12 protein-coding genes are annotated in these 16184 nt (G+C 54.3%); 5 read left to right on the forward strand and 7 right to left on the reverse strand.

The genetic code is table 11. From position 1 onward, the window contains the following. Complete coding sequence (locus GPJ68_RS23670; RefSeq protein WP_016155279.1) at window positions 1-321, reverse strand: PTS fructose-like transporter subunit IIB; 321 nt, start codon at window positions 319-321, stop codon at window positions 1-3. Window positions 322-335: 14 nt separating this feature from the next. Beyond that, window positions 336-1415, reverse strand: coding sequence for a PTS fructose transporter subunit EIIC (locus GPJ68_RS23675; RefSeq protein ID WP_180837030.1), 1080 nt, complete (start codon window positions 1413-1415; stop codon window positions 336-338). Between the two features lie 308 nt (window positions 1416-1723). Here GPJ68_RS23675 and ptsP point away from each other — a divergent pair, with 308 nt between their 5' ends. Genes ptsP through GPJ68_RS23690 form a run of 3 tightly spaced genes read left to right on the forward strand, consistent with a single transcriptional unit; the run spans window position 1724 to window position 6019 of the window. Beyond that, entirely contained in the window at window positions 1724-4225 is a 2502-nt protein-coding gene (ptsP, locus tag GPJ68_RS23680; RefSeq protein WP_029139689.1) for a phosphoenolpyruvate--protein phosphotransferase, read from the forward strand. 15 nt (window positions 4226-4240) lie between these two features. Next, window positions 4241-4903, forward strand: coding sequence for a fructose-6-phosphate aldolase (gene fsa / locus GPJ68_RS23685; RefSeq protein WP_104651881.1), 663 nt, complete (start codon window positions 4241-4243; stop codon window positions 4901-4903). Between the two features lie 12 nt (window positions 4904-4915). After that, entirely contained in the window at window positions 4916-6019 is a 1104-nt protein-coding gene (locus GPJ68_RS23690) for a glycerol dehydrogenase (protein WP_016155275.1), read from the forward strand. 85 nt (window positions 6020-6104) lie between these two features. On the opposite strand, the gene katG is transcribed toward GPJ68_RS23690, so the two are convergent. The 3 genes from katG to GPJ68_RS23705 all read right to left on the reverse strand — a co-directional run bounded on the left by katG (window position 6105) and on the right by GPJ68_RS23705 (window position 10407). Continuing rightward, window positions 6105-8285 carry a catalase/peroxidase HPI gene (gene katG, locus GPJ68_RS23695; RefSeq protein WP_016155274.1) on the reverse strand — a complete coding sequence of 727 codons (2181 nt, stop codon included), beginning with the start codon at window positions 8283-8285 and terminating at the stop codon, window positions 6105-6107. Window positions 8286-8453: 168 nt separating this feature from the next. Continuing rightward, the gene (gene metF / locus GPJ68_RS23700) at window positions 8454-9341 is read right to left on the reverse strand and encodes a methylenetetrahydrofolate reductase (RefSeq protein ID WP_016155273.1); all 888 of its coding nucleotides are present in this window, start codon (window positions 9339-9341) and stop codon (window positions 8454-8456) included. Window positions 9342-9498: 157 nt separating this feature from the next. Beyond that, window positions 9499-10407, reverse strand: coding sequence for a LysR family transcriptional regulator (locus GPJ68_RS23705; RefSeq protein WP_104651882.1), 909 nt, complete (start codon window positions 10405-10407; stop codon window positions 9499-9501). An 88-nt stretch (window positions 10408-10495) separates the two neighbouring features. Between GPJ68_RS23705 and GPJ68_RS23710 the strand changes: the two genes are divergently transcribed. Further along, window positions 10496-10873, forward strand: coding sequence for a carboxymuconolactone decarboxylase family protein (locus tag GPJ68_RS23710; protein WP_016157923.1), 378 nt, complete (start codon window positions 10496-10498; stop codon window positions 10871-10873). A gap of 37 nt (window positions 10874-10910) precedes the next feature. Here the strand turns inward: GPJ68_RS23710 and GPJ68_RS23715 are convergent, their stop codons facing one another. Continuing rightward, window positions 10911-12467, reverse strand: a complete 1557-nt coding sequence (locus GPJ68_RS23715; RefSeq protein ID WP_104651883.1) for a bifunctional UDP-sugar hydrolase/5'-nucleotidase — start codon at window positions 12465-12467, stop codon at window positions 10911-10913. A gap of 133 nt (window positions 12468-12600) precedes the next feature. Here GPJ68_RS23715 and GPJ68_RS23720 point away from each other — a divergent pair, with 133 nt between their 5' ends. Then, the gene (locus GPJ68_RS23720) at window positions 12601-13776 is read left to right on the forward strand and encodes a cytoplasmic protein (protein WP_075848792.1); all 1176 of its coding nucleotides are present in this window, start codon (window positions 12601-12603) and stop codon (window positions 13774-13776) included. On the opposite strand, the gene metL is transcribed toward GPJ68_RS23720, so the two are convergent. Further along, a complete protein-coding gene (metL, locus tag GPJ68_RS23725) occupies window positions 13751-16183 on the reverse strand; it encodes a bifunctional aspartate kinase/homoserine dehydrogenase II (protein WP_019077906.1) in 2433 nt (810 codons plus the stop codon). The two genes, GPJ68_RS23720 and metL, sit on opposite strands and share 26 nt — an antisense overlap. Between the last annotated feature and the right edge of the window lies 1 nt (window position 16184).

The following is a 16184-nucleotide window of genomic DNA, read 5'->3' on the forward strand; positions in this document are numbered from 1 at the left end:
TTATGCGGTTTGCGCAAGGTGTGCGCCAATCTTGTTCATGATGGCGTCGGCACGTTTCACTGCATCGCTGATGTTGACACGAACGATAGTTTTGCCCGCAAAACGCTCTTCAAACTTAATACCAATGTCTTTGGTCAGAATCACCATGTCGGCTTCTGCCACATCCGCCGCGGTCAGTTCGTTTTCCAGACCGATCGACCCCTGAGTCTCAACCTTTACTTCCCACCCCTTGGCTTTAGCGGCGCTTTCCAGCGCTTCGGCGGCCATATAGGTGTGGGCAACGCCAGAAGGACATGCAGTTACTGCGATAATCTTGGTCATGACTCATTCCTCGCTTAATTCATTTCAAAATCTAAATCCAGGTCGTCTTCTTTCTGGTCGACCTGAGACACTTTTTTCCGCGCCAGACTTTTCAGTACATTAACGCACACTGCGGTCACTACAGCCCCCACGGCAACCGCCGCGATATAACCCAATTTTCCTTCAACGACCGGCAGAACAATCAGCCCGCCCCAGCCGGCATAACACTGCGCACCAAACAGCGCGGCGGTTACCGTGCCGCAGGCCGAACCCACCATAATGGATGGGATAACGCGCAGCGGATCGGCGGCAGCAAAAGGAATTGCGCCTTCCGTTACGCCAACGCAGCCCATCACCAGCGCGGCTTTACCGGCTTCACGTTCTTCAGAAGAGAAATTCTTACGACCAATCAGCGTCGCCAAACCTAAGCCCAGCGGCGGCACGCAGATCCCTACCGCGGCGATTGCCACCACGGTATAAACACCCTGCGCCACGCAAATCAGCATGAAGGCGTAGGCAACTTTGTTAATCGGCCCACCCATATCGAAGGCCAACATCAGTCCCATAATTACCGCCAGCAGCACGATGCTGCCCTGCTGCATACCCTGCAGCCACTCGGTCAGGCTAGTGGTTAACGCGCCAACGGGTTCTCCCAGGCCCCACATCATGATGCCTGCGGTGATAAAGGTGCCGACAATAGGAATAACGAAGATAGGCATTACCGATCGCAACACCTTATGTACGGGGATCTTCTTCAGATAATGGACGACGATACCGCCAATAATCCCGGCAATTAGCGCGCCGAAAAAACCTGCGCCGAAGCTGTTTCCCACCCATGCGCCAATCGCACAAGGGACGAGAGCAGAACGTTCAGCAATGGAATAACCAATGTAAGCGGCAAGGAATGGCACCATCAACGTCAGCCCTGCGACGCCAATATCAAACAGTTTCTTGAGATTAGGATCGGTCGCCGCATCCGGTACCGCGCCCTTGCCATACAACATGACGGAGACCGCCAGCAAAATTCCACCCGCGACTACGAAGGGGATCATATGCGAAACACCTGTCATCAGGTGCTGACGGGTATTTTTCAGGATTTGTACCAACTCTTTCATAAGTCGCTCCCAGGCTGCCTAAAGCCCATATCCATAAACTTGTTGCGGAAAACAATAGGCAATCCGACGCGGCGCAAACAGTGGATAAAAAGGCCATTTGCTGGACTTTTGTAATGTCAGCGCAAAAATGCGATCCGCCTCATAACTTGTAGTTTCTCGGAATTTATAGAGGACATGCTGACTTGTGAGGGATATCTCACTTTGATGGTTACATTACATTTATCCAGTTTTTGGCAGATTTGTCAGATGGCAGGTTCAGGCGTTGCCCTTTTATCCTGTAGCGAGAAATCGTTATGGGAGATGAGGCTATGGCCCTGATTGTGGAATTTACCTGTGAGCTGCCCAATGGCGTACATGCGCGCCCGGCAAGTCACATAGAAACGCAGTGCAACACCTTTACTTCGCACATTGAGTGGCACAACCTGCGTACCGAACGTAGGGGTAACGCCAAGAGCGCATTGGCACTGATTGGCACCGATACTCTGGCGGGTGATAGCTGCCAGTTGCTGATTTCCGGTGCAGATGAACAGGCAGCCCACCAGCATTTAACCCAATGGTTACGTAATGAATTTCCACACTGCGATGCACCGCTAGCGGAAGCCAAAAGCAACGAGCTGGAGCCACTTCCTGCATCCCTCACCAATCTAAACCCACAGCTTTTTCGCGCTCGCACCGTCTGCAGCGGCAGTGCGGGAGGCGTACTGAGTCTGCTCTCTTCGCTGGATCTCAACGCCCTTAACAATCTCCCATCCGCTAAAGATATTGAAACCGAGCAGGCGGCACTGGATAACGGCTTAACGCTGCTGATGAAGAATATTGCGTTTCGGTTACTCGACAGCGACGGCGCAACCAGTGCGATTCTGGAAGCACACCGCTCGCTGGCAAGCGACCTCTCACTGCGTCAGCACTTGCTCGCTGGAGTATCTCGCGGGTTAAGCTGCGCCCAGGCGATTGTCGAAAGTGCCGGACATTTTTGTGATGAATTCGCCCGCTCCAGCAGCAGTTATTTACAGGAACGTGCGCTGGATGTGCGCGATGTCTGCTTCCAGCTTCTGCAGCAAATTTATGGAGAGCAGCGTTTTCCTGCGCCGGGAAAACTAACCCAGCCTACGGTCTGTATGGCGGACGAGCTCACACCGAGCCAGTTCCTCGAACTGGACAAAACATTGCTGAAAGGCTTGCTGTTAAAAAGCGGCGGTACCACTTCACACACGGTGATTCTCGCCCGGTCATTCAACATTCCTACGCTGGTTGGCGTGGATATTGAATCCTTGATGCCATGGCTGCAGCAAACGGTTTATATCGATGGTAACGCAGGAGCGGTCATTGTTGCCCCTGATGAATCCGTCGTACGTTACTACCAGCAGGAAGCCCGTATCCAGGATGCCATTCGAGAACAACAACGTATCTGGCTGACCCAGGAGGCGCGCACGGGTGATGGCATCCGCATGGAAGTCGCCGCCAACATCGCCCATTCCGTGGAAGCGCAAGCAGCCTTTGGCAACGGTGCGGAAGCGGTTGGCCTGTTTCGCACGGAAATGCTGTATATGGACCGTACCTGCGCCCCGGATGAGAACGAGCTATACAACATTTTCTGCCAGGCGCTGGAGCCCGCGCAGGGACGCAGCATCATTGTGCGCACCATGGATATCGGTGGTGATAAACCCGTTGATTACCTGAATATTCCTGCCGAAGCCAACCCGTTCCTTGGTTATCGCGCGGTGCGTATCTATGAAGAATACGCCGCTTTGTTTACCACACAACTGCGATCGATCCTGCGCGCATCAGCGCACGGTAGCCTGAAAATCATGATCCCAATGATCTCCTCTATGGAAGAGATCCTGTGGGTCAAAGAGAAGCTGGCCGAAGCCAAACAGCAACTGCGCACTGAACACATCCCGTTTGATGAGAAGATCCCGCTCGGTATCATGCTGGAGGTTCCGTCAGTGATGTTCATCATCGATCAATGCTGCGAAGAAATTGATTTCTTTAGTATTGGCAGTAATGACCTGACGCAATATCTGCTGGCGGTCGACCGCGACAACGCCAAAGTTACCCGCCATTACAACAGCCTGAATCCAGCCTTCTTGCGCGCACTGGATTACGCCGTACAGGCGGTACATCGGCAGGGGAAATGGATTGGCCTGTGCGGCGAACTTGGCGCTAAAGGTTCAGTGCTACCGCTGCTTGTGGGACTGGGTCTGGACGAGATCAGCATGAGCGCTCCCTCCATTCCCGCCGCCAAAGCGCGGATGGCGCAACTTGACAGCCGCGCCTGCCGTCAGTTGCTGAATCAAGCAATGGCGTGTCGAACGTCGCTGGAGGTCGAACATCTGCTGGCTCAGTTCCGTATGACCCAACAGGATACCCCTCTGGTTACCGCCGAGTGCATCACGCTGGATAGCGACTGGCGTAGTAAAGAGGAGGTCATCAAAGGGATGACCGACAACCTCCTGCTGGCAGGTCGTTGCCGCTATCCGCGTAAACTGGAAGCCGATCTGTGGGCGCGCGAAGCGGTCTTCTCTACCGGATTAGGTTTTAGCTTCGCCATTCCACACAGCAAATCAGAACATATTGAGCAGTCCACTATCAGCGTAGCGCGCCTGCAAGCGCCGGTACGTTGGGGTGATGATGATGCGCAGTTCATTATTATGCTGACGCTCAACAAACACGCCGCGGGCGACCAGCATATGCGTATTTTCTCGCGTCTGGCACGGCGCATTATGCATGAAGAATTCCGTAACGCGCTGGTTAACGCCGCCTCTGCCGACGCTATCGCCAGCCTGCTGCAACATGAACTTGAACTTTAAAGAGGGTGTTTTTGTATGGAACTTTACCTTGATACCGCCAACGTCGCGGAAGTCGAACGTCTGGCACGCATCTTCCCTATCGCGGGTGTCACCACCAACCCAAGCATTGTGGCAGCAAGCAAAGAATCCATCTGGGATGTGCTGCCGCGCCTGCAAAACGCCATTGGCGAAGAGGGCATTCTGTTTGCCCAAACCATGAGCCGAGACGCACAAGGCATGGTGGACGAAGCCAAACGTCTGAGCAACGCGGTCCCCGGTCTGGTGGTAAAAATCCCGGTGACATCCGAAGGTCTGGCCGCGATCAAGATGCTGAAAAAAGAGGGCATCACCACGCTGGGAACCGCCGTGTACAGTGCCTCTCAGGGGCTGCTGGCAGCGCTGGCGGGGGCGAAATATATCGCGCCTTACGTTAACCGTATTGACGCGCAGGGCGGCGACGGAATTCGCACGGTACAAGAACTGCAAACGTTACTGGAACTGCATGCGCCAAACAGCATGGTACTGGCAGCCAGCTTTAAAACCCCTCGTCAGGCGCTGGATTGCTTACTGGCAGGATGCGAAGCAATCACCCTGCCATTAGACGTAGCGCAACAAATGCTCAATACCCCTGCGGTAGAGTCAGCAATAGAGAAGTTTGAACATGACTGGAACAATACATTTGGTCACATCAACCTGTGAGGGAAATAAAGTATGGATCGCATTATTCAATCACCTGGTAAGTACATCCAGGGTGCCGATGTTATTACCCGTCTTGGCAACTACCTCAAACCACTGGCAGAGCGCTGGCTGGTCGTTGGGGACAAGTTTGTCTTAGGCTTTGCCCAGGGCGCACTGGAAAAAAGCTTCCAGGATGCCGGACTGGCGCTGGAGATTGCACCGTTTGGCGGCGAGTGTTCACAAAACGAAATCGACCGTCTGCGCGGCGTGGCAGAAAAAGCGCAATGTGGCGCAGTACTTGGTATTGGCGGCGGTAAAACGCTGGATACCGCCAAAGCGCTGGCGCACTTTATGGGCGTGCCTGTCGCCATTGCGCCAACCATCGCCTCTACCGATGCACCGTGCAGCGCGCTGTCCGTTATTTACACCGATGCCGGTGAATTCGATCGCTATTTGCTGCTGCCCAATAACCCGGACAGGGTGATTGTTGATACCAAAATTGTCGCGGGCGCACCGGCGCGTCTGTTAGCCGCGGGCATCGGCGATGCGTTGGCGACCTGGTTCGAAGCGCGCGCCTGTTCACGCAGCGGCGCAACCACCATGGCGGGCGGTCAGTGCACTCAGGCGGCGCTGGCGCTGGCTGAGCTGTGCTTTAATACGCTGATAGAAGAAGGTGAAAAAGCGATGCTGGCTGCCGAGCAGCACGTGGTAACGCCTGCGCTGGAGCGCGTTATTGAAGCCAACACCTATCTGAGCGGCGTCGGTTTTGAAAGCGGCGGTCTGGCGGCGGCGCACGCCATCCATAACGGTCTGACGGCAATCCCGGATGCGCATCACTATTACCACGGCGAGAAAGTGGCTTTCGGCACGCTGACGCAACTGGTACTGGAAAACGCGCCGGTCGATGAAATTGAAACCGTTGCGGCGCTGTGTCATTCCGTTGGCCTGCCGATTACCTTGGCGCAACTGGACATCAAACAGGATATTCCGGCGAAAATGCGCATTGTGGCTGAAGCTGCCTGTGCCGAAGGCGAAACCATCCACAACATGCCTGGCGGCGCAACGCCGGACCAGGTGTATGCCGCCCTGCTGGTGGCTGACCAGTACGGTCAACGTTACCTGCAAGAGTGGGAATAACCGACCAATAAAAATCCCCGCAATTGCGGGGATTTTTTTGTTCATACTATGCCGGACCCGCACAAGCGATATCCGGCATGGTCTGTTACAGCAGATCGAAACGATCCAGGTTCATCACTTTCACCCATGCGGCAACGAAATCTCTCACGAACTTCTCGTGAGCATCGCTGCAGGCATAAACTTCAGCCACTGCGCGCAGTACAGAGTTAGAACCAAACACCAGATCGGCGCGTGTTGCGGTGTATTTTACTTCGCCGCTCGAACGGTCACGACCTTCAAACAGCTCTTGTGACTCATCAACCGCCTTCCACTCATGACGCATATCCAGCAAATTGACGAAGAAGTCAGTGCTGAGTACGCCAGGGCGATCGGTAAAGACGCCGTGCTGGCTACCATCAAAGTTGGTGCCCAGTACGCGCATACCGCCCACCAGCACGGTCATTTCCGGTGCGGTTAGCGTCAACTGCTGCGCTTTGTCGATCAGCAGCGACTCGGTGGTCGACACGTCAGGACGAGCGCGGTAGTTACGGAAACCATCGGCAATCGGCTCAAGCAGTTCAAACATCTCAATATCCGTTTGATCCTGACGCGCATCCACACGACCCGGCGCAAAAGGTACCTTGATGCTGACACCCGCAGCGCTAGCCGCCTGCTCGATACCGACAACACCGGCCAGCACGATAATATCGGCCAACGAGGCAGTATGGGCAGACTTATAAATACCTTCCAGCACAGGCAGAACGCGTGCCGCAGTGGCATTCACATCCCAGCCACGTTGTGGGTCCAGCGCCAGACGCGCACCGTTAGCGCCGCCACGTTTATCCCCGCCACGGAAAGTCGATGCCGAAGCCCACGCTACCGATACCAGTTCGCCCACGGACAGTCCGGAAGCAGCGATGGTCGCCTTCAGCTTCAGGATATCTTCTTCGCTTGGGTTGAAGAACGCATGCGGCAGCGGATCTTGCCAGATCAGATCTTCTTTTGGCACTTCCGGGCCAATGTAACGCGATTTTGGCCCCATATCGCGGTGCGTCAGTTTAAACCACGCACGGGCAAACGCTTCGTTGAATGCTTGCGGATCGTTCAGGAAACGGCGAGAGATCTTTTCAAACTCAGGATCGAAACGCAGCGTCAGGTCGGTAACCAGCATCGTCGGCTTGCGTTTTTTCGACGGATCAAACGGATCGGGAATAATTTCTGGCGCGTCAACCGCTTCAAACTGAATCGCGCCTGCCGGACTGCGAGTCTGCACCCACTCATATTTGAACAGGTTCTCGAAGAAATAGTTGCTCCATTGGGTAGGCGTCTGCGTCCACACCACTTCCAGACCAGAAGTAATTGCATCCGCGCCCGCGCCACTACCGTAGCTGCTGGCCCAGCCCAGGCCCTGCGCTTCAATCGGTGCGGATTCTGGATCGGCGCCAACGTGCGATGCCGCTGCTGCGCCGTGGGTTTTGCCCAACGTATGACCGCCGCCAATCAGCGCCACGGTTTCTTCGTCGTTCATCCCCATGTTACCGAAGGTCGCGCGAATAGCCGCTGCCGCAGAAAGCGGTTCGCCGCTATGGTCCGGCCCTTCCGGGTTCACATAAATAAGGCCCATTTCGGTGGCGCCCAGCGGCGCTTTTGCCAGCTCTTCCGGGTGACGGTGAGTCAGCCAGGCTTTTTCATCACCCCAGTTTACGTCGAGATCCGGTTCCCAGACATCTTCACGACCGGCACCAAAGCCAAAGGTACGGAAACCTGAGTTTTCCAGCGCCACGTTACCCGCGAGGATAAACAGGTCGGCCCAGGAAATTTTCTGACCATATTTCTGCTTGATTGGCCACAGCAGACGACGCGCTTTATCAAGGCTGACGTTGTCCGGCCAGGAGTTCAGTGGTGCAAAACGCTGCTGTCCGCGACCCGCTCCACCGCGTCCATCGATAGAGCGATAGGTTCCCGCGCCGTGCCATGCCATGCGGATAAACAATCCGGCATAGGTTCCCCAGTCAGCGGGCCACCACGGTTGAGATTCGGACAGAAGGGCTCTGAGATCCCCTTTCAGGGCAGAATAGTCGAGTTTACTAAACTCTTTGCGGTAGTCGAAGTCCTCACCCAGCGGGTTCGAACGGTTGGAATGTTGGTTTAAAAGATCAACGCGGAGTTGATTTGGCCACCAGTCGCGGTTATTCGTTCCTGCTCCCGCGCTCTGATCGTGACCGCCTTGATGAAAAGGACACTTACCGGCAGTTGATGCGTTTTGGCTATCGTCGGACATGCTCATCTATATGCTCCCTTTACAGTGTTCTGACTACGATATACACCACCAGAGATAAGATATAGTCGAAATAACCCACAGATTCGATAGCTAATTCCTTTTATATTTTAAGTTACAGAGATGTAGATCAAAATGATCAACAAAAAGCCCTCCGTAGAGGGCTGGGGCATCTGTTTAGTTAGGTCTTACACCCAGTGTGTGACAAATAGCGTAGCTCATCTCGGCACGGTTGAGGGTATAGAAGTGAAAATCCTTCACCCCTTCGCGACTGAGAATTTTCACCATATCCATGGCGATATTTGCGCCCACCAGCTTGCGGGTTTCCGCGTCATCATCAAGACCATCAAACATGGTCGACATCCACGCAGGAATGCGGACGTTGGTCATGTCAGCAAATTTTTTCGCCTGCTTAAAGTTAGATACCGGCAGGATGCCCGGAATAATTTCCACATCGATTCCCGCAGACACGCAGCGATCGCGAAAGCGCAGATAGCTTTCTACATCGAAGAAAAACTGGGTAATCGCGCGGTTTGCACCGGCATCAACCTTACGCTTCAGATTCAGTAAATCAGCCTGAGCGCTTTTCGCTTCCGGGTGCACTTCCGGGTAAGCCGCAACGGAGATATCGAAGTCTGCAACGTCTTTCAGCAGAGTCACCAGGTCGGAAGCATACATATCCGGTTTACCGCTTCCCGGCGGCAGATCACCGCGCAGGGCAACAATATGACGAATACCGTTATGCCAGTAGTCCTGAGCAATGGTACGCAGCTCATCACGGGTCGCATCAATGCATGTCAGGTGCGGGACCGCTTCAAGACCTGTGCGATCCTTAATGCCTTTAATAATGCTGTGCGTACGGTCGCGCTCACCAGAGTTTGCACCGTAAGTAACTGAAACAAACTTCGGCTTCAGGCTGCTCAGGCGATCGATGGAGTTCCACAGGGTTTGCTCCATTTCACTGGTGCGCGGCGGGAAAAACTCAAACGAAACGTTAATCTGACCCTGCACTTCTGCCAGGCTCTGATTCAGGGCTTCCCGCTGGTTGGCGTGAAAAAAGCTCATACCTTACCTCATCAATCTTTTGTCGTTATATGTTGTGTTGTGAACTGCTATACGTTTAGACGTCTAGATGTAAAAATGACGGAAAAGCATGCTGGCGTCAACACAAAAATCATCGTTAAAGGTGAGGAATACTCAGCCAACGTGAAAAAAATTCACATCAGCTTGAAATGGTGAGGGATTGCGTCACGACCGTCTGTAGCCACTCTACTTTTGTTACGTTCTCAGGCAACGTCGCTAACCCCATGCTAAGCCGCAATTCTGTATCAGTAAGCGGAAGGAAGATCACGCCCTGACGCTGGATAGCGGAAAAGGAGGCCGGAACCAGGCTCAGACCGTCACCCTGCGCGATCCGTGCCAGCAGCACGTCATGTTCCATCGGCTCCTCAATAAGGGCAGGAGAGTAACCGGCACGACGAAAAATGTGTCGAGTGTAATCAAAAAAAGCAGGGTTACGTTCACGTTTGAACCAGAACAGCGGTCGGTGGTTCAGCGACGTTAACGAGAGCGAAGGCAGAGCCGCCTCTGGCCAGAGCGCGGGTAAGGCGGCAATCATCGATTCTTGCCAGCCGAGCGGCGTGACGCTAAGACCCGAATTCTCAAGCGGTAGCGCCACCAGCGCTGCATCCAGTTTTCCCCGACGCACCTGACGCGCCAGTTCAGGCGAACCATGACGGACAATATGTAGCTTCTGTACACGCGTAGCAAGCTGCGACTCAAACGCCGCAAAAACGCCCTGCTCAAACGCCGTACTTAGCCCTAAGCGCAGAGTTTGTTCTCCCGTCTTCGCTATCTGACTCAACGCCGTCCAGGTTTTATCCTGTAACGCCAATAGCGGGCGCACGATTTCAAGGACGCGCTGGCCGTCCTCCGTCAGCGTAAGTCCACGGGTATGACGGACAAAAAGCGTCACCCCCAGGCGATCTTCAAGCTGGCGAATGTGGCGACTCAGCGGCGGCTGCGACATAAATAAACGCTGCGCCGCTCGACTCATGTTGTTCTCTTCCGCCACCACGGAAAAATAGCGTAGAAGGCGGATATCCAGAGAGTGCAAAGGCGATGTTGTCATACCGAAAAGGTATCACGGAAACGGTATTACCCCAATCATTCCGCACGCTCTATCCTCATGCCGTACACGAACTCACGAGGTGATTATCATGGATTCAGAACGCTATTTAACCGGTCAGAGAATGCTGCAACAGGTTGATGGAAAAGGCGGAGATGCGGTAGTCGAAAGTCTGCAGGATATTGCGCCAGACTTCGCCCAATACCTGATTGAATTTCCTTTTGGCGACATCTATTCAAGGCCGGGGCTGGATTTACGCAGTAGAGAAATTGCCACCGTCGCCGCGCTCACCGCCATGGGTAACGCCGCACCGCAGCTTAAGGTACACATCGCCGCCGCGCTGCACGTTGGCTTGACGCAGGAAGAGATTATTGAAGTGATGATGCAGATGGCTGTTTATGCGGGATTCCCGGCAGCACTAAACGGCCTGTTCGCCGCAAAAGAGGTGTTTGCCTCCCACAGAGGTTAAAACAAAGGCCAGCGGAATATCTGCTGGCCTGACCTCACTACGGTTTCACATCTTCCACACGCATGCCTTTGAGTTGTTCATCCGTCAGCGTATTTCCCGCTTTGAAATAATCAACGACCGCATTAGAGACATAGTAACCGCCGGATGTGTTACGCGCTTTACCTTCAGTAAATGTCGTGAAACCATCACCGCCGTCCGCCAGGAAGCTATTGGTGGCAATGTGATAAACCGTGGCATCCTCAATGGGTTTGCCGTTTAACGTCAATACGCTAACCCGCTGACCAACCGGTTTACTGCTGTCATACTTCATCTCCAGTCCTTTGGACACCTGCAATACACCGTTGCTTAAACCCGCGCCGTGCTCCATCAGGCTACGTAACTGCTTCCCGGTGAGATCCATGGTTGCCAGCTCATTCGGGAACGGGAAGGTGCTAATGACTGCGCCCATGGTGATGACTCCAGCAGGGATTTCATTCCGGATGCCGCCCGAGTTAGTGAGCGCTAACTTGGTATCTTTACCCGCCGCAACCAGCAACGCATCTGCCGCCAGATTTCCCAGCGAAGAAGATTCACCGTAAGCACGCGTCAGCTCAACCGGCGCGTTGGCAACCGTCTGCTGCACCACTTTATCGAGCTTTTTATTCCAGCCATCAATGACCTGTTTCGTCTGCGGGTCTGGCTGCCACTCATCAGCAAAAATGGTTTTCAGCTCGAAGTTCTTCACGGTAAATTGATGCGGTTTTTGCTGGTAATCCAGCACCAGTTTACCCACATCAATGCCGCCGCTGTCGGTAGACAGAATCAGGGTGTTACCTACTTTAATCGGCTCCGGCGTGCCCACATGCGCATGACCGGTGATCAGGATGTCCAACCCCTGCACCTGGCCTGCGGTCTGGATGTCTTTATCCAGCGCACGGCGTACATCGGTGCCCCCCAGACTGGACTGACGCGCTGGCGTGCCTTCATGGATCAGCGCCACGGTGAGATCGACTTTGCCTTTCAGCTCATCGATATAGCGTTGCAACCACTTCACTTCATCCCGCGCCTCGATCCCGACACGTGTCGCAGCGGAAACCGTATCATCAAAAGCAAACACGCCGTGCAGGCCAATCACGCCTATCTTTACGCCATCTTTTTCAATAATGGTGTAAGGCTTATCCCAGAACATTTTGCTGCTGTTTTGGTAAAAGATGTTGCCCTGCACGATCGGAAACTTTGCCTGGCTCAGTTGCAGCAGCGTATTGTCCCAACCGTGATCGAATTCATGATTACCCATGGTGACAGCGTCAAAATTCATGGTGTTCATGATATCGATAATCGCCTTCCCCTTGGTCAGGCTGCTGATATATGGCCCGGTGAAATAATCGCCAGCATCCAAAAACCAGGTGGCGCTATTTTTCGCTTTCTCCTGCTTCACCATCGCCGAGATATTGGCCCAACCGCCAATATCTCGTGTGCCATTGGCAATCCATGGCACTTTATAAGGTTCGACATGGGCATGGAGATCGTTGGTATAAATAATCGTGACATCTTTGGCACTCGCCCAGAGCGGTAAAGATACCAGAACACCGACAGCAAGCATTTTTAGCTTCATAACCAATCCCTTTCAGTCATATAAAGATTCGCTACGTTACGTTCTGAAAGGTTTTTTTATGTGAGAAAACTCACATCCATCGGTGATAGTTGCAGGCCAAAATCAACGACCATTAAAAATCGTTGGTAACAGGATGACGTCACTGTTCACTATCAATTGCTGCAAATCCTTTGGCTGCAAAAATCTGGGGCTGGCGAGTTCAGCTGATTACAGCTGGCCAGAATATCGGCTGGGTTATGCCGCACTGCATTGTCGGGCATGCGGCAGCCTTCCACCGCTGTTTGATGAGGAACAGTTCCGTTGCTGGTTGTCGGCATATTTAGCGGATTTCGCCGCTAATCGTGGTCAGTTTTGCCCATGTTGCTACCAACGAGAAATCATCCGCTATGGGCATAATCCCCAGGGCAGCCAGCGCGTCCAGTGCCGAAACTGCAAAAAAGTGTGGACACCAAAGCAGGCGCCTCCCACCGGCATCGTTTTGCCAGAACAAATAGCGACGATTCCCTTGCTCGTCCCTTTTCAGGGCGTTAGTGCAGGCCAGCAACTCTATGTATTACTCTCTTTTGACGCTATTCGCGGCAATGTTCTGCATATTTCCAGCAACTTCACGCCGCACACTGCCGGCATATCATTGCTTTACCGCTGGCGTGGCACTGCTGAGCCAACAGTCATTCACGACGATATCATTGAGCGAGTGAGTCAGCGGGAAACCCAGTTTTTACGCCGCAGCCAGTTTGATGAAATCCAGTACGGCAGCGCCATACTCAAACGGAACGCCAGCGGCGCGATTTTACGCCCGGTCATTACTGCCCATGGGCATTTCCGCCTGCTGAGCCATCTGTGGCCAGAGGTAAAAACCCATATTATTGCCCACGAATGCTTCCTGCGCGGCGCAGCGATAACCGCATGGGCGGAACAGTTTCGCCATCATCGCGCCTCGCTGTGGTTTATTGATGAAGAAATGAATAGCGATAAGCGCACGCTGCCCTGGCAATTGCTGGGTAAAACGTATCAGGGATGGTGGCGAAATCAGTGGCAAATCTGGCAACGAGGCGATATGCGTAAAATGGTGTGTTTGTTAACGCAGGGGCGGGTTGAAGAAAGCGCGTCAATAACCCTGGCGGCAAGCCATCGTTTTCTCGCCTGGTTGCGGCAACAGACGGAATTTGAGCAAAGTACCCGTTACTCTGCCCATTCGGTGTTTCAGGCGATAAGATCGCTGGCAGATAAATACAACGCCCTCATTGAGGGCGATGTTTACACATGTTATCCGGCAACAAAAACTACAGCAGTTGCGCCAAACGGTTGATGTCTGACTGAATCGCCCCGGCGGTCACATCGCGGCCCGCCCCCGGTCCGCGAATGACCAGCGGGTTATCACGATACCAACGGCTTTCAATGGCGAACACGTTATCGCACGGCAGTAGTGCCGCCAGCGGGTGCTCAGGGCGTACCGCTTCAACGCCAACGCGTGCCTTACCGTTAGCGTCAAAACGCGCCACATAGCGTAGCACCAGTCCCATTTCACGTGCCGCTTCCAGGCGTTGCACCATCTGCTCGTTCAGCTCATCGCCATTTTCAAAGAAATGGTCAATAGAACCTGCTTCACAGTGCGCAGGCACCAGAGATTCTACGCGTACCTGGTCCGGTTCGATGTCGTAACCCGCTTCACGCGCCAGAATCACCAGCTTGCGCATCACATCTTTGCCGGAAAGATCCACGCGCGGATCAGGTTCAGTCAGACCCTGCTGCCACGCCTGATCCACCAGATCGGTGAACGGGACCGTGCCATCAAATTGCAGGAACAACCACGACAACGTGCCGGAGAAGATCCCACTGATCGACAGAATAGTATCTCCGCTATCAATCAGATCGCGCACGGTATGGTTGATCGGCAAGCCTGCGCCGACGGTGGCGTTATACAGCCAGTGGCGACCGGTTTTTTCAAAGGCGTCATGAATCTGGCGGTAATTATTACTGCTGCTCGCCCCCGCCAGCTTGTTGGCGCTGATAACGTGGAAGCCATGACTGGCGAAATCCAGATACTGCTCCGCCAACTGCTCGCTGGCAGTGACGTCCAGCACCACTAAATCATCATACGGGTGGGCACGCATCCACAGGAACAATGACTCTTCATCCTGTTCTACCGCCTCGTCATCGAAGAAGGCCAACGCGCGGCTGGCATCCAGCCCTTCGTAATTCAGCAGACTACGGCGACTATCAACCACTCCTGCCAGCACGAACTCTAATCCGGTACGCGCCGAGAGCGTGCTCTGCTCGCGGGCAAACAGCTCCAGCCAGCGCGACCCAATGTTACCTTTGCCGAACAGCACCAGACCAATGCGTTTTTCCGCGCGGAAGATTGACTGGTGCAGACCCTGAATCAGGCTCTCCGTTGGCCCGGTACGCAAGACGGCGACCAGGCTAATGCCCTCTTCCGACTGCCAGGTGAATTCGACCGGCTGACCTTTCAGCTGTTGCCAAAAGCGATGGCAGTGCAGCGGGTTACGGGTGACGCCCGCCCCAACCATCGCCACCAGCGCCAGCCCCTGGCGCAGACGCAGTTCGCCCGGCAGGCCAGCTTCATCCAGAATTTTCAGTGCGCCATCAGCGACTTCGGAGGTATAGCAAAATTGCAGCAACTGGCGGTCAGGATGCACACCCACTGCCAGCGGACGCACCTGGGTGCGTTTTAAAATCTGATCAATCTCTTTATAGGCCAGTTTAAAGTCCTGGCCAGTGGGAACCTGAAACTCAATCAGGCAAACGTCGTCATGGCTGGTCACAATACGTGCCCCGGTACCGGAAGCCAGCACGCGTTCAATACGCGTCGATCCCTGCTCCGGCGTATAGCTACAACGCAACTGGAGATCGATATCGCTGCCGGAAACCGGCTGGAGGGTGCGGGCATGGAGAACCGGAGCCGCCAGACGCGCCAGCTCGCTGGCTTCATCCAGACGCAGCAGCGGCAGCAGACAGGCATCTTTTACTTTACGCGGATCCGCGCTGTAAACCCCGGCCACATCGCTCCAGATGGTTACGCGGGAAACCCCCGCCAACGCGCCAACCTGCGTCGCCGAGTAGTCGGAGCCGTTACGCCCCAGCAGTACCGTCTCACCGGCGTTGCTGCGGCTAATGAAACCGGTAACGACCAGGCGTTTGCCCGGATGCTGCGCCAGCAGTTGTTGCAGCAATGGGTAAGAAAGACCTTCATCCACCTGCGGCTGAGCGCCGCGCTCGGCACGTAAAAAATCGCGCGCATCCAGCCAGGCTGACTCCAGCCCCTGTTGGTTAAGGACGGCAGACATCAAACGCGCCGACCACACCTCGCCATGCCCGACGACTTCAGCATAGACGGCATCATTCACGCCGCTGTCGAGTAATCCGGCCAGGCGCTCCAGATCGTGAATAAACGCGCCGATCAGCCCATCCGCCACATCAGGAGGTAACAAACCGCTGATAAGCTCACTCTGATAGCGACGTAACGCCTGTTGAACCTGATGCGCAGACAGACGATCGGTCTGGCTTAATTTTAGCCAGCTAATCAACTGGTTAGTGGTACTGCCTGCGGCTGAAACAACCATCATGTCATCAGGCTGCGAGTACTCCGCCATAATGCCTGCGACACGCAGATAACATTTCACATCAGCCAGACTACTACCACCAAATTTGTGCAGTTGACGACCCTTCGTCCCTGCCTGCGCAATCACACTCATG

Origin of the sequence: Citrobacter sp. 172116965 (assembly GCF_013458095.1) — a bacterium.
In the GTDB taxonomy this organism is placed as follows: domain Bacteria; phylum Pseudomonadota; class Gammaproteobacteria; order Enterobacterales; family Enterobacteriaceae; genus Citrobacter; species Citrobacter braakii.